The sequence below is a fragment of the Thorsellia kenyensis genome (assembly GCF_042432445.1).
In the GTDB taxonomy this organism is placed as follows: Bacteria; Pseudomonadota; Gammaproteobacteria; order Enterobacterales; family Thorselliaceae; genus Thorsellia; species Thorsellia kenyensis.
In genome coordinates, this window is the sequence record NZ_JBHLXE010000013.1 from 32,652 (window position 1) to 58,759 (window position 26,108).

Sequence of the window (26,108 nt, forward strand, 5' to 3'; positions counted from 1 at the left end):
ATGAATCTTAGATGATTAAAACTGTCAATCTTTTGAGTGATATTGGTAAGACTACTCCTACCGGTGAGCACTGTATTTTCATTTATGATCTCTTTAATTAAAACGACTTCATTCACTACCCCTTAACTCGAAGCAATTTTCAACTGACTGATATCTTTTAGTCCAAGAGCATGAGCCATTATTTCATGCTTAAGGGTTGGCATTTTATCAACTAATGAAAGGCCTAATGTACGGATCCTCTTTTTAACTGGGTGATTGCCATTAAATAAATCCTGGAAAGCTTGCATAGAAATAAGTAATTTAGCCGCTTGTTTCTTACGGGTACGTTCAAATTGGCCTAGATAATAGTGCATCCCATAATCTTTCCCCTCTTTTTTTAAGCGCACAATTTCATTATAAAGCTCAATACAATCCATTAATCCAAGGTTGATGCCTTGACCTGCGAGGGGGTGAATAGTGTGCGCTGCATCCCCTATAATAGCTAATCTATCTTTTGCAAAATGCTGGGAATAACGTGCAGTCAAAGGAAATACTACCCTTTCACTCAATATTTCACATCGTCCTAAATGATTATCAAAAGCAGCTGTTAGACTTTGATTGAACTTCTCTGAACTCATCTGAGTCAGTTCTTTAATGCGGCTAGGCATATGAGACCATACTATCGTAGATATATTCGGATTTTGTTGAGGTAAAAAAGCCAAAATTGCGTCTTTCGAAAATATTTGCTTGGCTTGAAAAGCGTGTGTTTTTTCAGTTTTAATTTGTGCCATCAATGCATGATGTCGGTAGTCTTTAAAGCTAATTGGTATATTTGCAAATTGTCTGACTTGTGAGCTAGAGCCATCCGCAGCGACAATTAAATTAGCACTGAACATAAGATTTGTTCCGGTAACAAAAACTTCACTCTCACCAAAGGCCACTTGTGACAGTGACGTCTCAGTTTTTAAGTCAATCAGTGGATGTTGTTTTGCCTTATTTAGCAGAGCAGATTGCACGACATGATTTTTTGCGATCATCCCTAAATGGGGTACGCCATGAGTACTTGCATCAAATGATATACTCCCTGAACTGTCTTTTTCCCAAACATACATAGAGTCATAATATGCAGTATTCATTGAGATGATTTCATCCAATATCCCCAAACGTTCAAATAATAGCTCACTGGCAAGATTAAACGCCGATACTCTTAATGAACATGCAAAAATAGACTCTTCCGACTGTTTTTCCAAAACAATGATCTTAAATTGTTTATTAGCTAGCAACAAAGCCAATGAGAGACCGACCATTCCCCCACCAACAATCGCGATATCATATTTTTGCATAGTGTCACCTTGAAAATGATTTAATTAAGAGTTTTCATAAATTTTAATTCCAGATAGACTTGCTTTAATGCACTAAGAGGCTGATTAGGTGTAGCTTTCTTAAGCATAAACTCTCCTATCTGATTAGCTTCATCAACCTTATTTAATTTTAAAAGCGCTTCGGTTTTAATCAGGAAGATAGAAAAAACATCTGTTTTATTAATATCGTTAAATGAAAGAGAAAGTGCATCGATTTGTTCTAGCGTTTTATTCGCATCTTTATTCAGCCGCCAATTAGCTTCTACCCGAAGGTAGTTGGCCAAAGAATTTTGTGAAATATTCTCCAGATTAAATGCGACAGTCTCAATACGCTTTTCAATTTGTTTTTTATTCATCTCTGATTTTTTATTACTGTCTAATAGTGCAAGCGCATCAATAAAATCGAGTAAAGGATAGATAGGCTGAACTAAATATGCTTTTTCCTTAGTTAATTTTTCAATAGGATTTTTTAGTGCAAAAGGAAAATGGCTTAATACACCTGTTGCTATTTCTGGAGCAATTTTTAAAGCATCCTCATAGTCAATAGGATTCATCATTAATTCTTCGTAATAAGCAGATTCCATTTGATACATCCTAATTCTTTTTAACGGATCTGTCTGAGTATTCAGAATTTCAAAAAGTTTAAGTTTAACCTCCATTAAATACATTCCTGTAGGGTATCTTTTTTGATAGGCATTCACTAGCCGCTCAACTTCTTGAATTTTTTTTGCTTTTTGCTCTAATAAAACTTCTGAAATAGACTGTTTATCAGCAGCTGATTTAGCTACATTTTCAGTTTTAGCTTCAACAGATGCCTCACTGCTTGATAATTGATTATCAATACACCATTGTGTATATTCATCCGCTGCTATACGAATAAGCATATATTTTGCGCTTTCAGCAATCCATACATGCTTTGCTTCTATTAATACAGTAAACTGTTCTTTTGCTTTATCTAATTGGTTATTTTTATAGGCGTCTAGCGCAAGTAAATATCCTTTATATTCACCTACCCTTTCATCACCAGACAGTGCTTTAATCTTATTAGTAATAATATCATTGGTTGTTAGTGTGGTTTTATCTGTGTTATCTGTTGCAAAGTGGTAGCTGAAAAGTGCACCGCGCAAGCTAATTAAGAGTTGTTTTTGTAAGTTATCTAGCAAGGTATCTTGTACAACAGTCTGATTAAAACGTTTTAATTCATTTAATGAACTAATCGTCCTTGCAGAAGCCTCTACACCAAATTGCTGAAGTTCTGTTAATATTTTATTATTTATTTTTTCCTGCTCATCTTTGTAATCTGAAGGCAAATAAAATAATGGTGCTGGGATGGAAGGTTTACTTTCAATTTGCTTGCCTTGTTCATCAGTAGATGGGATAGTTTTGCTTATGGATGAATCATTTGAATTCATTTTTTTGCTTGTTAATCTATAGGTTTCAATATCTTCAATTACTAGTTCAGCACCATCAAAAAATTGACCTTGATTCAAGAGATTCATTAATAAAATAAGGTTGGCTTCTTGTGAGTTTGCAGGATGAAAGTAAGGGATAACATCTTTCATATTAACATATGAATCTGTTGATTTAGCTGTTTCAGCAGCTGTCACGCTCAAAGATGTAACTAACGAAAATGCAAAGATAGCATTTCGCCATATTTTATTTTTCATTACGGCCTGAAAACCCTTTTTATTCATTTATAGCCCCCTCCTTTCTTAACTAATGATTTTCAAATTAAAACGCCTAAACGCTACTAGATAGTCTGATTTTATGATCATTTACTTACTTATATTTATAATGACTACTTTTTAATACATATTGCAGAGATTTTTACAACGAAAAAAGCAATAATATTTTTTATCTAAAACCACCCCATTGCTTGATAGGCTATTTTATCTTTTAAGCACTTAGACTTAGAAAGCACCAACAATCCTAAATGCCTAATGATTTTTTTGGTTAAATGGTCATTACTGAACCACCTGACTAACTCATGAGTAAAATAAAGGGTATTTACTCTATCACGTTCCCGTTTATTTAAATAAGAGGACAATACGCTATAAGCACCTATATCGCCATTATTTTCAGACGTTTTTTTGAGCACTTCACACAAATGGGTAATATCTCGCATCCCCAAATTAAAACCCTGACCTGCTATGGGGTGTAAGGTTTGTGCTGCATTCCCGATGGCTACGACTCTATGAGATATCGGTTTTTCTAAAACATGACGTTTCAACTCATAACGGAATCTTTTTCCAATGTGAGTTAAAGACCCTAAATCATCACCAAATCTTTTTTGTAACTCGGCTAAAAAACATTCATCCGAAAGTTGCATTTTGGCATCAATGCTCTCATGAGTTGCACACCAAACTAAGGAGCTTGTTTTATCATTTAAAGGTAACAATGCAATGGGGCCTTCATCAGTCAACATTTCGAATGCCTGGCCTTCATGTCCTCTACTGCTCTGAATATTGGCAATTAAGGCAGATTGCTTATAGTCATTTATCTGTTTTTGAAATTTCAGGTTCTGAACAGATTGCGAATAAGTTCCATCAGCTATTACGAGTAGATCAGCGCACAATTCGTTGTGAGATTCCTTATCTATACTAGTATCTTGAATCATTCTCTTAATTGTCACATAAGCCTCTTTAGGAGTGCGCCTTATTTGATTGACTTCATAACCTGACCAAAGCTTAATATTTGGCTTCAGCTTAATTTCATTGTAAAGAGATTGACCTACATCGAATAAAGGAACTACATACCCTAATGCATCTATTTGATATTCCTCTTTTTTCATCTCTATTTTACTATGCTTTGCTTCTTCAAATACCCAAACTTTATTGATTGGAGTTGCCACTGAAGAAAAGTGTTGCCATAAATTAAGGTGTCTGAGTTTTTGCGCTGTTCCATGAGCAATAGCAATTGAACGCGCGTCAAATCCAGGATGTTCTGCTGAATCAATTAAGGTCGGTTCAACAATTTGAATATCGATCTGCGTTCCAATAGCTTGGGTAAGTGCTAGAGCTAAAGTAGCCCCATTCATTCCAGCACCTATAATAATTACTCGCATGATAAGTCTCTTTATGAGTTAGCTTTATTACGTGAGTTTTGCATGAATAGTTCTATCTCATCAGGATATTTAACGGCTCTTAGCGTCAAATTCTCGTGCCCTTCTTTAGTTATTACAATATCATCTTCAACTCTAATACCAATCCCCCAATACTTAGAGGGTACATTTTTACTATTAGGCTGAATGTAAATACCAGGCTCTACAGTTAAAACCATATTAGGCTCTAATGGTCTATCTTTTGTAACACTACCATAAGCACCAACGTCATGGACATCTAAGCCTAACCAATGGGATAATCCATGCATAAAAAATGGTTTATAGGCTTTATCGCGCTTTAATATCTCTTTATCACCTTGTAAAATGCCTAATTTAATAAACCCTTCTAATAACACATCAATTGCCTTATCCATAGCAAGTTCAATTGTATTACCTGGTTTTAAATGCGCCAGAGCAGTATCAAGCATTCCAATGACAATATTATAAATATCTCTTTGCTCTTGTGTGAACTTTCCATTAACAGGAAAAGTCCGTGTGATATCACCTGCATAATTTTGATATTCAGCTCCTGCATCAATTAACACCAATTCATTGTCTTTTAAAACATTATTATTTTCGGTGTAATGAAGTATACAGCCATTTTCTCCTCCACCAACAATAGAATTATAAGAAGGGTTTCTAGCACCTAACTGAGAAAACTTGTATAAAATCTCACCTTCTAGTTGACTTTCAACCATGCCAACTTTGCATGCTCTCATTGCAGCAAGATGTCCTTCTACAGAAATTTCACAAGCGTAACGAATGACTTTTAATTCATGTTCAGATTTAAATAATCTCATTTCGTCTAAGATTGGACGCCAATCAATAATTTGCGAAGGTGCAGTTAAACCCTGCTTAACACCCGACCTTAATTTATTTAAAGTTTTAAATATTGTATCATCAGCGTATTGGTAAGAATTTTGCGCATAATACAGCGTATCTAGTCCATTTAATAAAGAAGGTAGATGCTTATCAATTTCTTCAATCTTATACGCTCTGTCAATATTCAAAACTTCCTTAACTGAATCTTGACCTAGGCGTTTACCATTCCATATTTCAGCTTCAACATCTCTTTCCCTGTTGAATAAAATACTATGAAAATGTTTATCATCACTTTTAATGACAACAAGTACTGAATCAGGTTCATTAAATCCGGTCAGATACCAAAAATAGCTATCTTGGCGAAATAAAAAATTAGCATCTGCATTTCGCATCAATTCTTTAGCGGAAAAAACGACTAGAGCACTACCTGGTTTCATTTGCTCAGCCAATTTTTTTCTTCTTTCAATGTATTCAATTGTAGGTATAGCGGGCATAGAATTTGTCATAAATTTCACTCATCTTTTTAAGTTTGGATTGTTCATTAAAATTAAGGGGTAGTATTGCAATACAACATTAAATATTACACTAGTAACACAGTAAGATATATCTAACAATTAAGCTCCTCGTTTGCTAAACTAATTAAACATTTTCCCTACGTTCTATTAAAAAGCAAACAACTATTTTCACTAACTTTTTTTAAATCAATACATAAAATCGCCACGTAGATATTGACACTCCTACTTTTTACTCTTTTAAAACTTATATTACTTATTTAATCGAAAATTAATGTAGTGTTTTATTTTCATTTATAATCAGAGACGCAGGATGCGATGTTGAACTATTTTTATTCGTTTGATTGCCTTTGATTTCTTTAGAAGTAGGATTAAATTTATTGTTATAAATTAACACTGAAATCTTGACATATTCCATTACCTTTTCTAAATCTGACGCCAGCTCTTTCTCATCATCATCTAAGTCATAACCTAATTTGGTAATCTCTCTGAAGTCGCTAAATATTTCTTTAATGTCACCATCAAACGTAGCAATATCGACTCGAGTCACACCTAATCCGAGTAGAAAATGGTTTACCCACTCAACTAGTGCATCTAACCTATCAAATACACTGTAAGAATTATCTGGTAAGAGTAATTCAAATGATGAATCTTCAGAAAGCAATCCTTTAATACTATATTCTGATACGCCTATTATGGCTTCTCTAAGTTCGTGAGGAAAAGATTCGCCTTCATTAGTTAACTCATAAAGCAAGGTCATCCGTTTCTCTTCATTTTTTTCTCCAATGATAAGTCCTAAGACTAAACCATGAATTTCAGACACTGTCATAGGGAATTGTAACTGATTAAGTAAGTTAGACAAGTCCTTATAATTAATTAAAGTACGGTCGTGCGACATAGTTATTCCTAAATGCTTTTAAGGTTTCAATTAATTTTCTATATTATACGTTATTTTTTACAAAACGGGGGGAAGTTAACTAGGAAAAACTTGATATTATTTAATAATTAAGTATTTATTAGTTTACATATGAAATGAATATTGACTCCACCTCATCCATCGCATCAAGTGATGATATTTCTTGTATTTTTTGAACAAACTAGCTATTATATCTAACAATTTTATACAAATTTAGAGAGTTTTAATCTATGGCTACTCAACCCGTAAATATTAATGTATTTGGTCGATCGTTTAGAGTTAATTGTCCTGTTGAACAAAAAGAGGCGTTGGAGTTTTCTGCTTTAGATTTAGACAATCGCTTAAGAGAACTCAAAAATAGAACGGGGGTTTCTAATATTGAACAACTCATTTTCATTGCTGCATTGAATGTTTGCCATGAACTTGCAGAAGAAAGAAAGAAAACTTCCGAGTATGCAACTAACATGGAAAATAGAATTAAAGCACTCCAAGAAACAATTGAACGTGCTTTGATGCAGCATGCATCTCTGGATTCAGCTTCCTTTGAAGAAAAAGTCACTCAAGCACCTACTCATGAAACAGTCGATACCCCCCCTTCAACTCAGCTCCTATAAATTACTATAGATATTGGTTTAATCCTTTTATGTGATTTTTTAAATAAGTGCAATCTGACGTAGAATAAAAATCACGCTGCACAACGGCTTATTTTGTGTGAATTGTAGTAAATTTACATTTTTTTTCGTTGAAACTATTGTATTAACGAATTGCAATGTTAAACTAAAGTCACTAAGGTGTTTGTCAGTGGGTGAATCCCCTGAGCCGATAAATAAACTATCCAGAGTGGTGTAAGTATTTTTGGTGAGCATGCTCATTTATGAGAAGCCTAAAGAAAATACTACATAACTCGACCTTGAACTTCGGGTTCAAGGGTTAAACCCACAACGACACCTTGGTACTCAATTTTTTCAATCCGTTTTTCCATCATAAAGCTGAACCTGGTATCTACTTTTAGCTTTACCCAATTAGGTGTACCTAATGTTAGTTGCAGCCAATTTAGCTGTACCCAATGCCTCCTTTAGTTCCAACTTTTCTTTCTCTACTGTTAACCAGTGAATATAAAAAATTGATCAGTAAATATGAAAAAAAATACGCTTAGAAATCACCTTCTGTTGTTAAGAAAAAATATTCCTTATGATACAAGAATAGCATTAACTACATCTGCTAATACCAACCTAATAGAATTTATCCAAACTAAAATTGATGATAACAGTCTAAAAAACATAGCCTTATTCCATAGTTTTAGAGATGAAATAGACACATCTCTAACAATAAACTACTTATTGGAAAAAGAAATCACTGTTTGTTTACCTATCATTCACCCTATTAATCATACACATCTCCTTTTTCAAAGTTTTGATAAAACAACTGAAATGGTAAAAAATAAATTTGGGATCTTAGAACCTAAATTAAACGTCAATCAAATCATTATAAAAGAATCAATTGATTTAATCATTTTACCATTGACAGGATACGATGAGATGGGTAATCGTCTTGGAATGGGAGGTGGTTTTTATGATAGGACATTTGAGCATTATCCATTTAAAGAACGCTTAATCGGATTTGCTTTTAGCATTCAAAAAGTCGGCAGCATTCCAGCAGAGCCTTGGGATTTAAAAATTGCACGTATCATAAGCGACGAGCCATAATATCCACAAACCTGGCTTTAAAAATAAATGCACAAGATAACATAAAGCCTTGTTTTCAGCATGAAATCGAAGCTGAAAACAAGATAAAAGTGATTATTTCCAATAATCGGTTTCTACGCCAAGCTCCTTTTTTGAGTCAAAGGAGAGTCTTTCATTTTTTTCATGTGCAAGATAATGTTTAAGCGCTTTATACACTAATGGAGCACCAATTAAAAGGATAGGAACGTTAAGGTAAACCATCATTAAATTAGTTAAATCTGTAATATTCCATAAATTGCCCAGTTCTAACTTTGCTAAAACTGTTATTGCCCCAAAAGGGACAAATACACAAGCTCCTAAAATTCTTATCATTAGAATAAACTGTTTCTTCCTTGATATATAATTAGCAGAAATTTCAGCAAAAGAGATCATGCCAAGTAAGGTAGTAAAGGCAAAAAGACCATAACAAATTGCAATTAAGGTTTTAACGAAACGTTCAAAACTATCAGGCGTTAATGTTTTAATTGATTCAAGATATAACTCGATACGTTTGTCTTTGATATTATCCCAAAATGTTACATCCAAAGGCTCCCAAAGGTGGGCAAAAATAACGACAAAACCAGTCAATGTACATATAACGATAGTATCTATAAACACCCCAAAACTTTGCACAAATCCTTGTTCACAAGGATGTTTAGTATCAGCTAGAGCAGCTGCCATTGTAATTGTTCCTTGCCCTGCTTCATTAGACATCAGTCCACGTTTCACCCCTTGAGCAATAGCTACCCCAACACTACCTCCAAAAATGGCACTTGGATTAAAAGCCTCTGTAAAAACCACTTTAAAAAAATAAGGTATAAGTGGCAGGTTGATAAGAACTAAGGAAATAGAAATAATAAAAAATAGACCTGCTTTAAAAGGCACTAAAATATTTACGTATCTTATAACTCTTGGCATTCCACCGAAAATTAATAAAGCACTCGATAAAATCAAAATAATTGACACGCCATAACTGAAAAAAGATTGACGTTCAAATTTTTGTCCCGCGACATTCTCTGATATCTGATCTATTGCACTAAATACATTAAACGTTTGTGCAGGAATGTTAAATAAAGCATAGACGATAAAAGCGATTGAAAGAAATACACCAATCCATCTGGCATTACCTAGTAATCGTTTCCCATAGAAAGGTAATCCCCCTACAAATTGATCTTCTTTACGTTCTTTAAAAATTTGCGCCAATACTGCTTCCATAAAAGCAGTTGTCATACCAAAAAAAGCAGCTACCCACATCCAAAAAAGTGCACCAGGGCCTCCAACAGCAATAGCCCCTGTCACTCCGACGATATTACCTGGTCCCACGCGCATTGCGAGTCCTAGCATAAATGCACTTAATGAGCTGACACCATTCTTTGAGGGTTGTTTGCTTAAAATGATGCGAACAGATCGTTTAAAACTCATTAAAGCAATAAAACGCGTTTTAAAGGTAAAAAATATACCTACGGCAAAAAGCACAATAATAGGCATTGCAAGTTCACCTAAAATGGGTATGCTGGCATACCATGTGAACTGAGTAGGAAAAGCCCATATATAATCAGAAAAAATCCTGATCCCATCAAACATTTCATTAACAGCATTAAAAAATTCGTTCATAAGTAGGTCGTTCCAGATAGTTTTTACTTTAATTATTATACGGTAAGGTTAAGATTTTTTATGTAAAGAGATATCCCTTAGGAAACTGCCTGCTCTAAACTCATAAAATGGTTCAACGTTTTGAATCATAAATTGACTGATTGCACAATTTGGTAAGATTTCAGCTATATCAAGAATATCTTCGATTTTAATATACTCAATTAAATCCTCTCCTATTTCTTGAGCTATTGTATCTATAGTATTGCCCTTATTTTTTACAATCAATTCTATCCCCAATAAAAAACCTTTTTCTTCTTCGATCGCCTCACTAGTTAACTTGGATTCAAAACCGATTAAATATGCTTTTTTAATATTGCGCATATTTTTCAGTTTTGTCATCGCATGAGAAAGCAAAGCCTCTGGTTTTTCATCTAATACAAAAAAGCGTGTAGGACCAATCATAGTATTTTTAATAATAGCTGTATTAGTCCCTTGAAGTAAATTTAAAATTTCTTCTTTATAAAATAATTTGCTGACTTGTGATGTGGGATTTAATACCAACGTCTGCTCTAACGTCAAAAGGAACAGTTTTTTAGCTGGTATTTTTATTACTTTTACTTTCAAAGAGTTATTTGCCGCATTATCAATTCCGCTCAAAGCCGATAAAGCCTTTTCTTCGGAAGAAAAAAAGGCAATCGCATCAATTTGATGTTCTAATTGCCAATGATATAGAGATAAATAGTCATTTTCGTCACTTTCACTATCAGTTGCTAGAACAAGCGTGTAGATAACTGAATTTAGGACTTCTTGATGAAATACATTCATTAAAGAGTTATCTTCATGTACTTTCATCATCAACTCGTGCAGTGCATCCTTAGAATTAAGCATTGTGCCTCTTATTTAAGCTGTTTGGTTCAAACTAACAAGAAAATCCGCAAGGGTTCTTATCCCAATACCCGTCGCTCCGGCAGCCCAACCATCGACTGCGGCTTTTCGATAGGTTGCTGAGCAATCTATGTGTAACCAATTCTCTTGATATTCCTCAACAAAATAGGAAAGAAATGCTGCCGCAGTGCTAGCTCCGGCAGTATGGGCTCCGCTGTTAGTATTACTTATTTTTGCGAAACTTGATGGGAAGTGCTCACGATGAAAAGACGCGAGAGGTAAACGCCAGAAAGCTTCGTATTGCGTTTTAGCATGAGACAGAAGATTGTTTACCATCGCATCATCAAAACTAAATGCTGCGTGATAATCATTACTCAATGCAACTTTTGCCGCACCAGTCAAAGTAGCACAATCGATGATATATTTAGGTTTAATTGCAGATGCATCAATTAAACCATCGGCTAGAACCAATCGTCCCTCAGCGTCTGTGTTTAATACTTCAACAGTGACTTCATTTCTATATTTTATGACATCACCCAATTTAAAGGCCTTGCCGCTTACCATATTATCAGCACAACAAATGATAAGTTGCACTCTCTCCTTTAACCCCAAAAGTATAGCTAAAGCTAGAGAGCCTGCTACCATAGCAGCTCCCCCCATATCAGATTTCATTGATTCCATAAATTGGCTCGGTTTTAAGCTATATCCACCGGTATCAAAAGTGATGCCCTTGCCAACTAAACAAGCAGCAGTGGTGGTACTTTCTTCGCGGCTAGGATTAAAATCTATCTTTAAATAGACCGGTTCTCGATAAGATCCCTTGCCTACAGTGTACAAACCCGTGTAACCTTTTTCTAAAAGCGCTTGACCAGAAATTTTTTCGTATGAGATATGATCACCTGCCGTTGCTTCCAATAGTGCAAGGCACTTATTAGCTAATTCATCTGGACCAAGCGTATCGGAAGGTTCATTAATTAGATCTCTCGTCCAACCAGAAATTTTTATTAACGAGGAGAGTTTTTGGCGTGTAGCTTCATCTAAACTGGCAAACGTTATCTCTATTTCATTTTTAGGATTATAATAACCTTGCCAAAAAGAAAAACTCTTTTCCAAGTCCCAATCTTCACCAACCAATTTCGCACTGCGAATTCCTTGTGTTTCAAGTTGCCTTGCCACTTTGCGAATAATGTTTAGCTGTGATAGAAGATCATTTGATTGATTTAAATGAATTAAAGCCACGACCTCATTTTCTAAAGGTGAAAAGCTAAGCTTTGCATCTTTTCCATAACCTAGAAGAGCCGGTTCATATGTTATTTTTATGGTGATAGTTGAAGCGCTCATATGTAATTATCCTATCTATTTTGAATTTGTTTTAACATGACATAATTGTAACTCACTTTGTTTTAGAAATTCTAACACCATACAATCGTTTGGTAAATCGCTCAGTAACTCACAGGCATCCATAACATAAAATATTCCTTAGCCTATATACGCACTAAGAAGAATTTTACGGCAAAAAGCTTATATTTGTGTTATAATTACCTATTAGTTAGAACAAAAATAAAGTATTGATTCATTTGAATATTCGTTAAAATACTGCGGTTTATTACATAACTATCGATACTTTAGCCGTTTAAAATAACGTTGTATACGAAGAGAGAAAATTGAATGTCAAATTATGATTCTTCAAGCATAAAAGTTCTTAAAGGGCTTGATGCTGTTAGAAAACGCCCTGGTATGTATATTGGTGACACAGACGATGGAACAGGCCTACATCACATGGTTTTTGAGATTGTAGATAACTCAATAGATGAAGCACTTGCAGGCCATTGTAGTAATATCCTTGTTACTATTCATTCTGATAACTCTGTTTCTGTCGAAGATGATGGCAGGGGTATGCCTACAGGTATTCATGAAGAAGAAGGAATCTCTGCAGCCGAGGTCATTATGACAGTTCTTCATGCAGGCGGAAAATTTGATGATAACTCATATAAAGTTTCAGGTGGATTACACGGTGTCGGGGTATCTGTTGTAAATGCTCTGTCTCAAAAACTGCAATTAACAATCAAAAGAGAACAACAGGTTCATGAAATGTTTTTTGAACATGGTGTTCCCGTTGCACCACTTAGTGTTATAGGGCAAACAGAACAAAAAGGCACTCGTGTCAGATTCTGGCCTAGCTACGATACCTTTACCAATAATAATCAATTTGAATATGATATTTTAGCTAAAAGATTACGTGAGCTTTCTTTTTTAAATTCTGGTGTCTCTATAAAGCTTTTAGATAAAAGAGATGGCAGAGAAGAACACTTTTTATATGAAGGCGGCATTAGGGCATTTGTTGAACATTTAAGTAAAAATAAAACACCTGTCCATCAAAATGTATTTTATTTTTCTCATGAAAAAGATGATATCGGCGTAGAAGTTGCATTACAGTGGAACGATGGATTTCAAGAAAATATCTATTGTTATACCAATAATATACCACAACGTGATGGGGGCACCCATCTTGCTGGCTTTCGTTCTGCAATGACGAGAACCCTCAATAGCTATATTGAAAATGAGATCACTAAAAACCCTAAAAATAAAATCAGTGCATCAGGCGATGATTCTAGAGAAGGATTAATCGCTGTTATTTCTGTCAAAGTACCCGATCCTAAATTCTCTTCTCAGACAAAAGATAAATTAGTCTCTTCTGAAGTTAAAACAGCAGTAGAAACATTAATGAATGAGAAACTGAATGACTATTTACTAGAACACCCTAATGATGCCAAAATCATAGTCAATAAAATTATTGATGCAGCAAGAGCAAGGGAAGCCGCTCGTAGAGCAAGAGAAATGACTAGACGCAAAGGCGCACTAGATCTCGCTGGACTGCCAGGTAAACTAGCTGACTGCCAAGAAAAAGATCCTGCCCTCTCAGAGTTGTATCTTGTGGAAGGGGACTCAGCGGGTGGCTCAGCCAAACAAGGGCGAAATCGTAAAAATCAAGCTATTTTGCCTTTAAAAGGTAAGATTTTAAACGTTGAAAAAGCACGATTTGATAAGATGCTCTCTTCGCAAGAAGTAGGTACCTTAATAACAGCTCTAGGTTGTGGTATAGGTAGGGATGAATATAACCCTGATAAATTAAGATATCATAGCATCATCATAATGACAGATGCCGATGTTGATGGTTCACATATTCGTACATTATTACTTACCTTTTTCTTCCGCCAAATGCCAGAATTAATTGAGCGTGGTCACGTGTTCATAGCGCAACCGCCACTATACAAAGTCAAACGGGGTAAGCAAGAGCAATATATAAAAGATGATGAAGCCATGGAAGAATATCAAGTCTCCATCGCCCTTGATGGTGCTTATCTATACTATTCACCAGATGCACCCGCATTGTCTGGTGAACCGCTTGAAAAATTAGTTAAAGAATATTATTCCATAGAAAAAATGTTCGATAGAATGGAAAGAAGTTACCCAAGACATTTATTAAACCGTCTTATCTATTCTCCAAAATTAAATGTCTCAGAATTATCGAATGAACCGTTGGTAAAAACTTGGATTGAATCTTTAACTGAAACGCTTAACCAAACAGAAACTCAAGGAAGTACTTACTTTTGTGATGTATCATATAACAAAGAAAGGCAAACCTACGAGCCAAAGATTCGTATTAGAACCCATGGTGTTGATAACGACTACACACTAGACAGTGATTTCTTCCAAAGTACAGAGTATGAAAAACTGAGTCATTATGGAGAATCTGTAAGAGACTTAATTCAAGAGAATGCCTATGTCGTCAGAGGTGAGCGTAAAGCGAATATTGGTAGTTTTAACGAAGCCTTAGATTGGTTAGTTAAAGAATCAAAACGTGGTTTAACAATCCAGCGTTATAAAGGATTAGGAGAAATGAACCCAGAGCAACTTTGGGAAACTACAATGGATCCGACTTCAAGAAGAATGCTTCAAGTTACCATTAAAGATGCAATCGCCGCGGATGAAATATTTACCACACTTATGGGAGATGAAGTTGAACCCCGCAGAATCTTTATAGAAGATAATGCGCTTAAAGCAATGAATGTTGATATTTAATTCTTTCCTCTTAGCCTTATTGATAACTTTTTCAATAAGGCTAAATATGATGAACCCCTCTCTTTGCAAATCAACTGCCAAATTGACTTTTTTCTTCGAGTTCTTCAATTACTTCTTATAATTTATAATATTTAAATGTTACATTTTTATTTAAATGCCAACAACTTTGTATTTTTTTTATAATAGTGTGAATTGTTTCACAGGCTCTTCTTTTTTTTCTTTACTAAAGTTATACTTAAAACTTACAATACTTTAACTTTCACATAAGCTGAAAGTGTTTAGACATTAAACATATGTTGTTCCAAAAGGCACTACGATTTGTAAATGCTATCATATGTACGATCAAAATGAACAGAAATGATATAGCACTTCTTTAATTACCTGCTTATTCTACTATAAACGATTTTAAGGGAACTTAAGCAAGGTTTGTGTGCTCAAAATACAAAGTAATGACCATGTTTTTAAATCAATTTAATTAGGGAGTCATCATGCTGTCAAAAATAAATCCCAGGCTTTATGTTGTTGGATTGGGGATTATCTTACCTATTATTTTAATTATGTTGGGTAAAACTGAAGGTGATGGGCCGCCCAAACCAGAATGTGTTGCTCCAGCTTCTCCAGGCGGAGGTTTTGATCTAACTTGCAAACTAGCGCTTGAAGGATTTGATGAACTTTCTTTGAGTGAAAAATCATTGCGAGTAACTTATAAACCCGGCGGTGTAGGTGCTGTTGCCTATAATGCGATTGTCAGTAATTACCCACGAGATCCTAACCTGATTGTTGCCTTCTCATCAGGCTCACTTTTAAACATTGCCCAAAAAAAATTCGGCAAATTTAATGAGAATGATGTGAGATGGCTTGCGGGAATTGGTGTTGATTATGGGATGGTTGCAGTGAAAGCTGATTCTGATCTTAAAACATTGGAAGATTTAGCGATTGCTTTAAAAAAAGACCCTAAATCCATTTCATTTGGCGCAGGTGGTAGTGTCGGTGGGCAAGACTGGATGCAAGTTGCCTTGATGACTAAATCTATTGGAATCAATCCAAAAGACATGAAATATGTTGCTATGGAGGGTGGAGGTGAAACTATGACGAATTTACTTGGAGGGCATATTGATGTCATGAGCGCAGGTATTGCAGAGGTTTTACCTTATCTAAAAGATAAAAAAGTACGTGTACTTGCAGTCTTTGCTGAAGAAAGATTAAAGGGATCATTTAAAGATGTTCCTACTGCTATAGAGCAAGGTTATGACGTTAGATGGCCGGTGATGCGTGGATTTTATACACCTAAAGATATCAGCGACAAAGAATTTGAGTGGTGGAAAAATAATTTTGATAAATTACTGGCTTCACCAGAATTTGCAGAACTAAGAGAGTCTAGAGATCTTCTTGAATTTAATAAAACCGGTGAAGATCTAGACAAATTTGTTAAAAATCAAGTGAACGAAATGCGACAACTTTCAATCGATTTCGAACTTATCAAATAATGTAAATTTAATTTAAGGAACTTTTATGCGCATCATTGATAGATATGTATACATTATACTTCTTATTGTCGTTACATTATTATTTATTGAAGCATTCAATTTTGTAACTGATATATCTTATGACAGTATAGGAGCCAATACTTTTCCGATACTTATTATGGGTTTGCTAATTGTTACTCTAATTTTATTGATTTTAAAACCTAAAAAATTTTATGATTCTTGGAATTTAGATAAAGAGCAATTCAAAAAAACGGCTTATCTCATTCTTGCACTTTTTGGCTACGCCCTCTTTTTTGTTTCTTTGGGCTTTATTATCAATACCATCATTTTTATTGGTTTAATTTCCATAATATTTGGTGCAAATAAAATCGATGCCTTTTTGGCTTCAACAACAATGGGGCTTTATAGTTTCATAATATTCGACAGAATATTTGGTGTTGTTATGCCACTAGGCCCATTAGCGACAATTATACCGTAATTTAAAGGATCACATTTATGGAAGTGTTAAGTTTCTTAATGGATGGGTTCGCTGTTGCACTCACTCCTCAAAATATTTTTATCGCCTTTATTGGTGCATTCTTAGGTACTATAGTGGGTATGTTACCTGGCCTTGGTCCTATAAATGGTGTTGCATTGCTTCTCCCTTTTGCTTATTCAATTGGTTTGCCTGCTGAAAGTGCATTAATTTTACTTGCTGCTGTGTATCTAGGGTGCGAGTATGGGGGCAGAATTTCAGCTATCCTTATCAATGTCCCTGGAGATGCTGCAGCAATTATGTCAACCTTAGATGGCTATCCTTTGGCTAAAAAAGGCAAAGCGGGTGTTGCATTGTCAATCTCTGCGGTAAGTTCTTTTATTGGTAGTACAATTGCCACGATAGGAATTGTTATTTTTGCTCCTTTGCTAGCAAAATGGGCTATCGCTTTTGGTCCTGCTGAATATTTTGTTTTAATGGTATTTGCTATGTCCTGCTTAAGTGGTCTGGTCTCTGAAAGCCCTCTTAAGACGCTTTTTGCTACACTTATTGGATTAGCTCTTACAATTCCTGGCGTAGATGCTGTAACTGGTGTGTATCGTTATACGTTTGATATGGTCAACCTAAATGAAGGCATTGAGTTTGCGACCATCGTAATAGGTTTTTTTAGTATCAGTGAAGTATTACTGCTTCTTGAACAAACAAAAACTGGCCAACAAGCCGTTGAAAAAACCGGAAAAATGTTTTTCTCATTAAAAGAATTGCTGTTTAGCTTAGGGACCGCTTTTAGAAGTGGGTTTATTGGCTTTTTTATTGGTGTATTACCTGGAGCAGGGGCGACTATTGCTAGTGCGCTGGCTTATACCTCAGCTAAACAAATTGCCGGAAAGAATGGTGAGTTTGGTCAGGGAGATTTAAGGGGTATAGCAGCTCCAGAGGCTGCAAATAATGCTTCTGCCTGTGGTTCATTTATCCCTATGCTGACATTAGGTATTCCAGGTTCGGGGACTACTGCTGTGATGATTGGCGCTCTTGCCCTTTATAAAATCACCCCCGGACCTCAGTTATTCACGGAGAATCCTATCATTGTATGGAGTTTAATAGCGTCTTTATTTGTAGGAAACATAATTCTATTATTCTTGAATCTTCCTCTGGTAGGTTTTTTTGCGAAAATACTTACTGTGCCGAGACATTATTTAATACCTATCATCACTATGGTCAGCTTTGTCGGGGTATTTGCTATTCATAGTACTGTTTTTGAATTAATGTTAGCCTTTGGCTTGGGCGTATTTGGCTATATTCTACGTAAAATGAATATTCCGCTCTCGCCTCTTATTCTGGCCTTTGTCTTAGGTGAATTATTAGAAAATAACCTACGCAAAGCCATGTCAATTTCAGATGGCGATACAAGTATTCTTTGGGGAAGCAATATTACCATTGGGCTATGGATAATGACTGCTTTTATGATCTTACTGGCTATAAGAAAGATTTTTAAAAAGAAATAATGGCCTATTTTAATTTGTAGTAACCAAACTGAGGATATTCTTTTAGGATATCCTTTTTTTGTGCGTGAATAACAACAAATATGTTACAATCAAAACATCTTTTCGTTACGATTCAACTATTTTAATGGAGCCTATTTTGGATATTAGACGCAAATTTAGAATTGATAAGTTAGTCAATGCCCTACAAAATCAAGATAAAATGAAAATAAGTGAAGCGGCTGCCCTTCTTGATGTCTCAGAAATGACTATTAGAAGAGATATTAACTCAGATCAAAAACTCCTAAAGTTACTTGGTGGGTATATTGTTTGCAGTATTTCTTTAAATCAATCCCAAAATAATTTCTATTTTCTCAGTGAGCAAGAAAACAAAAATGTTGCCGCAAAAAGAAATATTGCTAAAAAAGCGGCTACCCTTGTTAATGCAAACGACACTATATTTTTTGACTCTGGTACCACAATTCCTTTTATTATTCATGAAATAGATGATTCTCTTCCATTCACAGCAATATGTTACAGTCTTCACGCTTTTCTTGCATTAAAACAAAAGCCTAATTGTCGAGTAATACTTTGCGGGGGAGATTTTAAATCCAGTTCTCATGTTTTCATACCGACATTGACACATAATGAGATTTCCTCAATATATACTAATAAGGCATTTATTTCAGCTGCAGGGGTGTGCGTGGCTAAAGGAGTGACTACTTGGGTGATTGATGAAGTAAAAGTTAAACAAATGGCAATGGACAACACAGAGTATTCTATACTCGTTGTTGATGATGAAAAATTTGATAAGGTAAGACCAGGTTATTTTGCAAGATTAGATGAATTTGATGCGCTGATTACTAATCTTCTAACATCAACAGACATAAGCCATTATCTTTCACAATCGCATATTCAAGTAGATATTACCAGTAAATAAGGTTGTGTTATATTATTGTGAGAACCCAGTAAAATAACATCAAAACTCGCCATAAATGTTAAAATAAGAACATTTAAAATAAGAATACACAAAAAAATAGTGACTCCTGGCATAGTTTATCATTTATTCACAAGAAATCTGTTTTAATCCAGATAGTGTGTTACAATAATGACAAAAATAAGGTGGTTTTCTCTTTTTATGATATAATTTTAACATCAAAATTAATTTATTATCTTTCCTAGACGAGGTATGCTTATGAAACGTGTCATTATTTTACTTTTAGATTCATTTGGTATTGGTGCAACGCCTGACGCACATTTATTTTCTGATGAAGGCTCAAATACTCTAGGGCATATTGCAGATCATTTTGATCATCTGTTCCTTACAGGAAAACGATCTACTCCACTTAACATTCCAAACCTTAATCAATTAGGACTTGGATTGGCTGCTAAAGAAGCATGTGGCTCCTACCCAAGAGGTTTAAGTTTTATCACATCCCCTATTGGTTCTTATGGCTACGCAAAAGAAATTTCTTCTGGTAAAGATACTCCCTCAGGCCACTGGGAAATTGCGGGTGTCCCTGTTTTATTTGATTGGGGTTATTTTAAAGAACACACAGATAGCTTTCCAAAAGAATTATTAGCTACGATATGCCAAAAAGCTGGACTCAATGGCTATTTAGGTAATTGCCATGCATCAGGCACTACAATACTTGAGGAGCTGGGTGAAGAACATATTAGAACAGGTTACCCAATATTCTATACATCAGCAGATTCTGTATTCCAAATAGCGTGTCATGAAGAACATTTTGGATTAGAAAAACTATATCATTTATGTCAAATAGCAAGAGAAGCGCTCGATGAAGGAAAATACAACATAGGTAGAGTTATTGCTCGTCCATTTATTGGAGAACCTTGCAATTTTTCAAGAACGGGCAATAGAAAAGATCTTGCTGTACTTCCCCCCTCTACAACTGTTCTAGAAAAATTATCGACTGAAAAAACTGGTGAAGTTGTATCCATTGGAAAAATTGCAGATATTTACGCACATGCTGGCATCACAAAAAAAATAAAGGCAAATGGCTTAAATGAATTATTTGATGCCACATTAGAAGAGATGAAAGTTTCAACCAAACCTGATACCCTGATTTTTACTAATTTAGTCGATTTTGACTCTGTTTATGGTCATAGAAGGGATGTTCTTGGTTATGGTGAAGCACTTGAGTGGTTCGATAATAGGCTACCTGAAATTCTTAGCGCACTGAATGAAGACGATTTATTAATCATTACAGCAGATCATGGTTGCGATCCTACTTGGCCTGGAACAGATCATACGCGTGAGCATATTCCTGTTTTACTTTACAGCAAAAGTCTCCCTCCAAAAGCATTAGGTCTTAGTGATACTTTTGCTGATATAGGACAAACAATTTCTACGGTATTTAACCTATCGCCTATGCAACATGGTAAGTCACTATTATAAATCATACAGGGGCCTTGATTTATCCAGCCCCCTAAATGGGCATCAAAATATAATATAAAATCAATTTTGGAGAGTCTATGACAGACAATGCTATAAAAGTTCAGAATGATACCTCACCAGTGTCTGAACTTAAATTTAAAATTCCTGATAAAACAAAGAAAGAACGACTGTTCCATGCAATTATGTTTGAAACCATAGCACTTATTCTTTGTGCTCCTGCACTCGCCTTGATTATGAATAAATCTTTATTCACTTCTGCAAGTTTAACTTTAATGAATGCAGCTTGTGCTATGGTGATGAACATTGTCTTCAACATTATTTTCGATCACTTTGAAAAAAAAATTGGATTCACAAAAAATTTCAAGGTTCGAATGTTACATGCCTGCTTATTTGAAATTAGTTTGTTAAGCTTAATTGTGCCACTAGGAGCTTTGCTACTTAAAATATCTTTGTCGGCTTCTTTTGCCATGAATGTAGGATTAATCTTCTTTTTCTTACCTTATACCTATATCTATAATTTAGCTTTTGACACTTTACGCTATAAATATTACCTGAAAAAATTCCAGACGAATTAATCTTCCTTGATTATACTAGGGCACTCTTAACGTGTAACGTGTAACGTGTAACGTGCTTTAGTATAACTAATAAGGATAACTTAAAAGCGATCTACTCCAAAACTGATTGCTAATAATACATAATTATGGCAGAAGTTAATTAGTTTAATTTAAATGCTGTTTTATAAGTTTTATATCTTACATACCGCTGTTCAAAAATTGATTGATTGGTGTGTTTCTTATCATTATTTAACTTTAAGTTATTGACATAATAACGAAAAAATAATCCATTATGACTTTTTGGATGATGATTATGCATTTCGATAATGTTGACGTATATGATTATGGGCATTTTGAATTGGTTGCTGGTTTTATTAAACAGGTTGGGTTAATTGACTATGCCATGCCTAAAACTGAGCCATGCCATGTAAGTCATGGTCAAGCAGTTGCAACAATGTTGCTTAATGCGCTAGGATTTTATTCTCAGCCCTCTATTTAGTTCCTGAATATTTTTTGATAAACCGATTGATTTACTGATTGCGCCAGGGATCTATAGTGAACACTTGAATGATGATGTCTTAGACCGTACCTTAAATGCTGTATGTAGGTTTATTATTCAGATGAATTTAAAGAGTAAAAGAGTATAACATTTTTATAAACATGGATAACAGATAACTTAGAGAACATCAGTAGACAGTACTTTAAATCGATGGAATAGGCTCAATGACAGCACTTTTGTTATATTTCTCAATCTTATTGCCTATGATATTGTTCGTATTCCTAATTGTCTCAGAATTTTCAGCCTTAATAAGCTGATTCATTTCATTTTTAGGAGACTCAATAAGGTTACCCGCTTGTTCAGAAGAAATTGACTCACCATTAGCTTTTATTTGCTGTAAGAGTTCTAATGACTCGGTGTTGAGTGGCTCCTCTTGAGCTTTTTCATTATTCACCGTTGTTGAAGGATCATTCATAGCATTTGAACTTTCAGAAGAGGTAGCCCCCATACTTTCTAAAATGATACGCATCTCATCATTAGCTGGTGTGGTTAAAGACTCAAATCGATTAGTACTTGAACTAAAAGAGTTCATTTGATTCGGTTGAATTTGCGGGCTTTGCACTGCATTTTGGCGAGCTAATATCATATCGACTGGGTTAGCTCCCTTAGCAGATACCTGAGGAGCTGGGTTTCTTGAATTAATTATCGCTTCAGCGGTCGAAATGGACGTCACAGGTTTAATCGCTTTAATTTCTTCAATTTGAGTATCCGCAATCTGACGCCCCGCTTCTGTGACAATGACTTCATAATTAAACTCGACTTGTCTACCTGCATCACTATGATACAAAGGCTTTCTTTTCACTTCGGCAATCTCTGCCGCGTTTCTAATAACGGGTTCACCTACCACAGGTTTATGTGTAGGGTTCACAAGTTTATTTTTCTGAGTCTGTGGTGTTTCGTTCTCTGTGCCAGACGATCGAGTTGAATCGATTGATTGCGCTAATTCTGCTTGAGAAGGTAATCCAGAATTTAGTGGAACTTGATTTGGAAACCGCTGTTTTAAAATATCATAATGTAGCGCTTGAATTTCAATAATTGTCGCAGCGCGAATTTTACACTCCTCTAACTGATTAGAAGAAAGTTTATTAGGATTATAATAAGGACTTATCGGATCAACATACACACAGAAATCATTGCCGCTTTCATTAGCGCTATGAGCATTTAAAGCAACGAGCAATAAAGCTGATTGCAGAGCGAATTTATGTAATATTTTAAGATTAATCATAATATTATATTTAATTTTGGTTTCTGATTTGTTGCATTCGGATCAGAGGATCCGGCCTTGTTTTTCCATCAATGATCGGCTTTGGTAACATGGCATCTTCATTTTGACTCAAAGGCTTATTTGTTTCACTTTGCTTTAATTCACTTTTATCTAGCTCAGAGGCAAAATTCGGTAGTGAAGTATAGTCTGTTGATAATCCATTATTTTTTGGATTAGTGGGGTTGTCTGCCACTTTGTTACTGTTTTTAGTATCGCCAGGATTTACCACTGCTTTTGTGACTGAATTACTGGTCGTAATTGTTTGGTAGTCAGTCTTTGAGTCTAGTACTTCTGATGATTTACTCAGTGATTGAATATTTCTATCTTGTGTTGAATTTGAAATTTCTTCTTTAGCGCTATTTGGTGCGTCAATATTATTTGATACTGAAGATGTTAGATTTCTATTGTCTCTAATTTCCTCACCAGGTTGTAAGCTTCTAGGCGCGTTTAAAAGTGCTTGCTTCTCTTCAGAATTAATTAATGTACCTACTTTACTAGCAATGCCTTCTGCTTGCCTTCTATCAAATTCACGTTGAGCACTTTGAGATAAAAAATGTTGTTGAACCGAATCAGGCCTACCTGCAGGGCTATTATTTGAGCTTGGTTTTCTTACAATGACATTACGTTGAGTCGCGTTATTGGTTTGACTCGTTGATGTAGATTTTTTGGAGTCAGGTAGCTTTGCCAGTGCATTTTCAATAATAGCTTTATTCTCAATAACTAAATCATTATTACTAGTTAATGCTATCACCTCATCTCGTTGCCTATGAATTTGAACTTGCATAGTCTGAACTTGAAGTATTTTTTCAGCTCTATCCCTACAAATTTTAAGTTCAGCAGTCGTAAGTGCGTTAGGATTATAATCAGGGCTTGAGGGATCTACTTTAATACAAAAATTTTCATCACTTGTCTTAGGTGGCATACTACATCCGACAAGAGCAAGAGTCATTGCAACAGCAACAGTCTTAAAAATAACTGAAAAAGCTTGTTCAGATTTCAATCGATGTAAATATGACAAACTGCTCATTAGACACTGTCCTTTTAGCTATTGTAATTTTCTAAAAATTTCCCTTGGCTTATTATAGCATAGCTCGCCGAGTAAATTTTTCTGATTTTTTTATTCAATCTTACAATCGACACTTTAATACAAATCTTTAATATTTATTAATTTATTATTATATGTTTTTAATAGAAGTCTGCTTTATCCTATCCAATTGACCTAATTATCAATTTTCAAGTAACAATTTCTTACATAATTATATGTTTGAATATTTTGTTTTTACTAATCTTTTATTGTTTTAGTGTATTTTTTTGGACACAATCTTATTCGCAACTTTATGTTCTTTAATGATATATTTAAAAACAAGCATTTTTTGAGTTTTTTTTTATTTTTTAATGCTTTTTAGTACTTTCATAATTCATAAAAAATGCGTACTATACGCGCCCTGTTCAGATAAAACGGTTAATTTTCATTCAATGCAAATCGGTCACATTACGTTAAAAAATCAACTTATTTCAGCACCTATGGCAGGTGTCTCAGATAAGCCCTTTAGGGAACTCTGTATTCAGTTTGGGGCTGCATTAGCTGTTTCTGAAATGCTATCTTCAAATCCTGAAGTATGGCGGACACCAAAATCTAAACATAGATTAATTCACGATGATTTTGGAATAAGATCAGTTCAGATTGCTGGCGCCTGCCCTAATGAGATGGCTATTGCAGCGCAAGTCAATCGTTCTCTTGGCGCTGAGATTATTGATATTAATATGGGCTGTCCTGCTAAAAAAGTGAATAAAAAACTTGCTGGTTCTGCTTTATTACAGTACCCACGTTTAGTCGAAAACATATTAAGTTCAGTTGTTAAGGCAGTGGATATTCCTGTGACACTCAAAATTAGAACAGGATGGGATCCATTGAATAAAAATTGTGTTGAGATTGCAAAAATCGCTGAAAATGCCGGTATACAAGCAATCGCTGTACATGGAAGGACTAAAACTTGCCTTTTTAATGGAAATGCTGAATATGACAGCATTAAGCGTGTTAAAGAGGCTGTTAGTATCCCTGTTATCGCTAATGGGGATATTAATTCTGCACAAAAAGCTAAAGAAGTTTTAGCTTTTACTGGAGCTGATGCCATTATGATTGGTCGGGCAGCTCAAGGAAAACCATGGTTATTCCAAGAAATTCTTCATTACTTGGAAACAGGGGAGCAATTAGCGCCTAAGACATTATCTGACATTAAACCTATTGTTTTTTCACATATAAAGAAGATTCATCAGTTTTATGGTGAAGAAAAAGGGTTTAGGATAGCCAGGAAGCATGTGGCTTGGTATCTTGCAGATTACTCTCCTGATGACCTGTTTAGACGTTCTTTTAATACTTTAGATTCTGCGCAAGCTCAACTAGAAGCATTAGAAGTTTTTTTTGAAAACCATTAATATAATAAGAGTTACTACAAATATGTTCGAACAACCCACTAATAATAATGTACTTACTGTCCCTACTTTAAACTCACAAGATCAAGTGACTCAAAAGCCACTTAGAGATTCTGTGAAAATAGCAGTTAAAAATTACCTGGCTCAACTTAATGGACAAGATGTTGAAGATGTATATGAATTAGTCTTATCTGAGGTTGAACGTCCTCTTTTAGATATGGTTATGCAGTACACTCGTGGTAATCAAACGAGAGCTGCTAACATGATGGGGATCAATCGTGGGACATTAAGAAAAAAATTAAAAAAATATGGTATGAATTAAAAAATAGTCATTTGTCAATTTATCATTCGTATATCTTCATAAATCTACAAGATTAGGGTTATGGTGGTAAGTTAACAAAATGAGCTATTTTAATGTTGCCGATTAAATAATTTTTGCTCTACATTTCTTGTTTAACTGT

The 26,108-nt window shown here is 34.9% G+C and carries 23 protein-coding genes and 1 other RNA gene; 14 read left to right on the forward strand and 10 right to left on the reverse strand.

Features of this window, described 5'->3' with window-relative positions; genetic code table 11:
• Positions 1-122: 122 nt before the first annotated feature.
• From ACFFIT_RS00635 to ACFFIT_RS00655, 5 genes are all read right to left on the reverse strand, one after another.
• Positions 123-1,322 (reverse strand): FAD-dependent oxidoreductase, encoded by a 1,200-nt coding sequence (locus tag ACFFIT_RS00635; protein ID WP_385875435.1) that lies wholly within the window; start codon positions 1,320-1,322, stop codon positions 123-125.
• A 20-nt stretch (positions 1,323-1,342) separates the two neighbouring features.
• A complete protein-coding gene (locus ACFFIT_RS00640) occupies positions 1,343-3,034 on the reverse strand; it encodes a hypothetical protein (protein WP_385875437.1) in 1,692 nt (563 codons plus the stop codon).
• Between the two features lie 164 nt (positions 3,035-3,198).
• A complete protein-coding gene (gene ubiH / locus ACFFIT_RS00645) occupies positions 3,199-4,404 on the reverse strand; it encodes a 2-octaprenyl-6-methoxyphenyl hydroxylase (protein WP_385875439.1) in 1,206 nt (401 codons plus the stop codon).
• Between the two features lie 11 nt (positions 4,405-4,415).
• On the reverse strand, positions 4,416-5,756 hold the full coding sequence (gene pepP, locus ACFFIT_RS00650; RefSeq protein ID WP_385875665.1) for a Xaa-Pro aminopeptidase: 1,341 nt from the start codon (positions 5,754-5,756) through the stop codon (positions 4,416-4,418).
• A gap of 289 nt (positions 5,757-6,045) precedes the next feature.
• On the reverse strand, positions 6,046-6,672 hold the full coding sequence (locus ACFFIT_RS00655; RefSeq protein ID WP_385875441.1) for a UPF0149 family protein: 627 nt from the start codon (positions 6,670-6,672) through the stop codon (positions 6,046-6,048).
• A 248-nt stretch (positions 6,673-6,920) separates the two neighbouring features.
• Between ACFFIT_RS00655 and zapA the strand changes: the two genes are divergently transcribed.
• From zapA to ACFFIT_RS00670, 3 genes are all read left to right on the forward strand, one after another.
• Positions 6,921-7,304 (forward strand): cell division protein ZapA, encoded by a 384-nt coding sequence (zapA, locus tag ACFFIT_RS00660; RefSeq protein WP_385875443.1) that lies wholly within the window; start codon positions 6,921-6,923, stop codon positions 7,302-7,304.
• A gap of 166 nt (positions 7,305-7,470) precedes the next feature.
• Positions 7,471-7,649: non-coding RNA, 6S RNA (gene ssrS, locus ACFFIT_RS00665), on the forward strand.
• A gap of 177 nt (positions 7,650-7,826) precedes the next feature.
• Positions 7,827-8,396, forward strand: a complete 570-nt coding sequence (locus tag ACFFIT_RS00670) for a 5-formyltetrahydrofolate cyclo-ligase (RefSeq protein ID WP_385875445.1) — start codon at positions 7,827-7,829, stop codon at positions 8,394-8,396.
• A 93-nt stretch (positions 8,397-8,489) separates the two neighbouring features.
• Here the strand turns inward: ACFFIT_RS00670 and ACFFIT_RS00675 are convergent, their stop codons facing one another.
• From ACFFIT_RS00675 to pepB, 3 genes are read right to left on the reverse strand one after another with little or no spacing between them, the layout of a single operon-like run.
• Positions 8,490-10,028 carry an alanine/glycine:cation symporter family protein gene (locus tag ACFFIT_RS00675; RefSeq protein WP_385875447.1) on the reverse strand — a complete coding sequence of 513 codons (1,539 nt, stop codon included), beginning with the start codon at positions 10,026-10,028 and terminating at the stop codon, positions 8,490-8,492.
• Positions 10,029-10,076: 48 nt separating this feature from the next.
• A complete protein-coding gene (locus ACFFIT_RS00680; RefSeq protein ID WP_385875449.1) occupies positions 10,077-10,895 on the reverse strand; it encodes an enhanced serine sensitivity protein SseB C-terminal domain-containing protein in 819 nt (272 codons plus the stop codon).
• A 12-nt stretch (positions 10,896-10,907) separates the two neighbouring features.
• Positions 10,908-12,233, reverse strand: coding sequence for an aminopeptidase PepB (gene pepB, locus ACFFIT_RS00685; protein WP_385875451.1), 1,326 nt, complete (start codon positions 12,231-12,233; stop codon positions 10,908-10,910).
• A gap of 327 nt (positions 12,234-12,560) precedes the next feature.
• Between pepB and gyrB the strand changes: the two genes are divergently transcribed.
• The 9 genes from gyrB to ACFFIT_RS00730 all read left to right on the forward strand — a co-directional run bounded on the left by gyrB (position 12,561) and on the right by ACFFIT_RS00730 (position 22,038).
• Positions 12,561-14,975: a DNA topoisomerase (ATP-hydrolyzing) subunit B gene (gene gyrB / locus ACFFIT_RS00690; protein WP_385875453.1), complete on the forward strand. Its 2,415-nt coding sequence runs from the start codon at positions 12,561-12,563 to the stop codon at positions 14,973-14,975.
• Positions 14,976-15,463: 488 nt separating this feature from the next.
• Positions 15,464-16,462, forward strand: a complete 999-nt coding sequence (locus ACFFIT_RS00695) for a Bug family tripartite tricarboxylate transporter substrate binding protein (protein WP_385875455.1) — start codon at positions 15,464-15,466, stop codon at positions 16,460-16,462.
• A gap of 25 nt (positions 16,463-16,487) precedes the next feature.
• The gene (locus ACFFIT_RS00700) at positions 16,488-16,940 is read left to right on the forward strand and encodes a tripartite tricarboxylate transporter TctB family protein (RefSeq protein WP_385875457.1); all 453 of its coding nucleotides are present in this window, start codon (positions 16,488-16,490) and stop codon (positions 16,938-16,940) included.
• A gap of 17 nt (positions 16,941-16,957) precedes the next feature.
• Positions 16,958-18,442 (forward strand): tripartite tricarboxylate transporter permease, encoded by a 1,485-nt coding sequence (locus ACFFIT_RS00705; protein WP_385875459.1) that lies wholly within the window; start codon positions 16,958-16,960, stop codon positions 18,440-18,442.
• A gap of 136 nt (positions 18,443-18,578) precedes the next feature.
• Positions 18,579-19,358 carry a DNA-binding transcriptional repressor DeoR gene (deoR, locus tag ACFFIT_RS00710; protein WP_385875461.1) on the forward strand — a complete coding sequence of 260 codons (780 nt, stop codon included), beginning with the start codon at positions 18,579-18,581 and terminating at the stop codon, positions 19,356-19,358.
• 255 nt (positions 19,359-19,613) lie between these two features.
• Entirely contained in the window at positions 19,614-20,837 is a 1,224-nt protein-coding gene (locus ACFFIT_RS00715) for a phosphopentomutase (protein WP_385875463.1), read from the forward strand.
• 77 nt (positions 20,838-20,914) lie between these two features.
• Positions 20,915-21,412, forward strand: coding sequence for a PACE efflux transporter (locus tag ACFFIT_RS00720; RefSeq protein ID WP_385875465.1), 498 nt, complete (start codon positions 20,915-20,917; stop codon positions 21,410-21,412).
• A gap of 292 nt (positions 21,413-21,704) precedes the next feature.
• The gene (locus ACFFIT_RS00725; protein WP_385875467.1) at positions 21,705-21,890 is read left to right on the forward strand and encodes a DUF4277 domain-containing protein; all 186 of its coding nucleotides are present in this window, start codon (positions 21,705-21,707) and stop codon (positions 21,888-21,890) included.
• 7 nt (positions 21,891-21,897) lie between these two features.
• Entirely contained in the window at positions 21,898-22,038 is a 141-nt protein-coding gene (locus tag ACFFIT_RS00730) for a DUF4277 domain-containing protein (RefSeq protein WP_385875666.1), read from the forward strand.
• A 54-nt stretch (positions 22,039-22,092) separates the two neighbouring features.
• On the opposite strand, the gene ACFFIT_RS00735 is transcribed toward ACFFIT_RS00730, so the two are convergent.
• Both ACFFIT_RS00735 and ACFFIT_RS00740 read right to left on the reverse strand, forming a co-directional pair.
• Entirely contained in the window at positions 22,093-23,175 is a 1,083-nt protein-coding gene (locus ACFFIT_RS00735) for a hypothetical protein (RefSeq protein ID WP_385875468.1), read from the reverse strand.
• Positions 23,176-23,185: 10 nt separating this feature from the next.
• The gene (locus tag ACFFIT_RS00740; RefSeq protein ID WP_385875470.1) at positions 23,186-24,241 is read right to left on the reverse strand and encodes a hypothetical protein; all 1,056 of its coding nucleotides are present in this window, start codon (positions 24,239-24,241) and stop codon (positions 23,186-23,188) included.
• A 449-nt stretch (positions 24,242-24,690) separates the two neighbouring features.
• Between ACFFIT_RS00740 and dusB the strand changes: the two genes are divergently transcribed.
• Both dusB and fis read left to right on the forward strand, forming a co-directional pair.
• Positions 24,691-25,650, forward strand: coding sequence for a tRNA dihydrouridine synthase DusB (gene dusB, locus ACFFIT_RS00745; RefSeq protein ID WP_385875471.1), 960 nt, complete (start codon positions 24,691-24,693; stop codon positions 25,648-25,650).
• 22 nt (positions 25,651-25,672) lie between these two features.
• Positions 25,673-25,969 (forward strand): DNA-binding transcriptional regulator Fis, encoded by a 297-nt coding sequence (fis, locus tag ACFFIT_RS00750; RefSeq protein ID WP_385875473.1) that lies wholly within the window; start codon positions 25,673-25,675, stop codon positions 25,967-25,969.
• Positions 25,970-26,108: the final 139 nt, after the last annotated feature.

Bases quoted from the DNA above. Each gene is read 5' to 3' on its own strand.
- ACFFIT_RS00700 (WP_385875457.1), top strand. From the start codon at position 16,488: ATGCGCATCATTGATAGATATGTATACATTATACTTCTTATTGTCGTT.
- ACFFIT_RS00640 (WP_385875437.1), bottom strand. From the start codon at position 3,034: ATGAATAAAAAGGGTTTTCAGGCCGTAATGAAAAATAAAATATGGCGA.
- gyrB (WP_385875453.1), top strand. From the start codon at position 12,561: ATGTCAAATTATGATTCTTCAAGCATAAAAGTTCTTAAAGGGCTTGAT.
- pepP (WP_385875665.1), bottom strand. From the start codon at position 5,756: ATGCCCGCTATACCTACAATTGAATACATTGAAAGAAGAAAAAAATTG.
- ACFFIT_RS00725 (WP_385875467.1), top strand. From the start codon at position 21,705: ATGCATTTCGATAATGTTGACGTATATGATTATGGGCATTTTGAATTG.
- ACFFIT_RS00705 (WP_385875459.1), top strand. From the start codon at position 16,958: ATGGAAGTGTTAAGTTTCTTAATGGATGGGTTCGCTGTTGCACTCACT.
- ACFFIT_RS00695 (WP_385875455.1), top strand. From the start codon at position 15,464: ATGCTGTCAAAAATAAATCCCAGGCTTTATGTTGTTGGATTGGGGATT.
- ACFFIT_RS00680 (WP_385875449.1), bottom strand. From the start codon at position 10,895: ATGCTTAATTCTAAGGATGCACTGCACGAGTTGATGATGAAAGTACAT.
- ACFFIT_RS00715 (WP_385875463.1), top strand. From the start codon at position 19,614: ATGAAACGTGTCATTATTTTACTTTTAGATTCATTTGGTATTGGTGCA.
- fis (WP_385875473.1), top strand. From the start codon at position 25,673: ATGTTCGAACAACCCACTAATAATAATGTACTTACTGTCCCTACTTTA.
- ACFFIT_RS00735 (WP_385875468.1), bottom strand. From the start codon at position 23,175: ATGATTAATCTTAAAATATTACATAAATTCGCTCTGCAATCAGCTTTA.
- ACFFIT_RS00670 (WP_385875445.1), top strand. From the start codon at position 7,827: ATGAAAAAAAATACGCTTAGAAATCACCTTCTGTTGTTAAGAAAAAAT.
- dusB (WP_385875471.1), top strand. From the start codon at position 24,691: ATGCAAATCGGTCACATTACGTTAAAAAATCAACTTATTTCAGCACCT.
- ACFFIT_RS00655 (WP_385875441.1), bottom strand. From the start codon at position 6,672: ATGTCGCACGACCGTACTTTAATTAATTATAAGGACTTGTCTAACTTA.
- ACFFIT_RS00675 (WP_385875447.1), bottom strand. From the start codon at position 10,028: ATGAACGAATTTTTTAATGCTGTTAATGAAATGTTTGATGGGATCAGG.
- zapA (WP_385875443.1), top strand. From the start codon at position 6,921: ATGGCTACTCAACCCGTAAATATTAATGTATTTGGTCGATCGTTTAGA.
- ACFFIT_RS00635 (WP_385875435.1), bottom strand. From the start codon at position 1,322: ATGCAAAAATATGATATCGCGATTGTTGGTGGGGGAATGGTCGGTCTC.
- pepB (WP_385875451.1), bottom strand. From the start codon at position 12,233: ATGAGCGCTTCAACTATCACCATAAAAATAACATATGAACCGGCTCTT.
- ACFFIT_RS00720 (WP_385875465.1), top strand. From the start codon at position 20,915: ATGACAGACAATGCTATAAAAGTTCAGAATGATACCTCACCAGTGTCT.
- ACFFIT_RS00740 (WP_385875470.1), bottom strand. From the start codon at position 24,241: ATGAGCAGTTTGTCATATTTACATCGATTGAAATCTGAACAAGCTTTT.
- ubiH (WP_385875439.1), bottom strand. From the start codon at position 4,404: ATGCGAGTAATTATTATAGGTGCTGGAATGAATGGGGCTACTTTAGCT.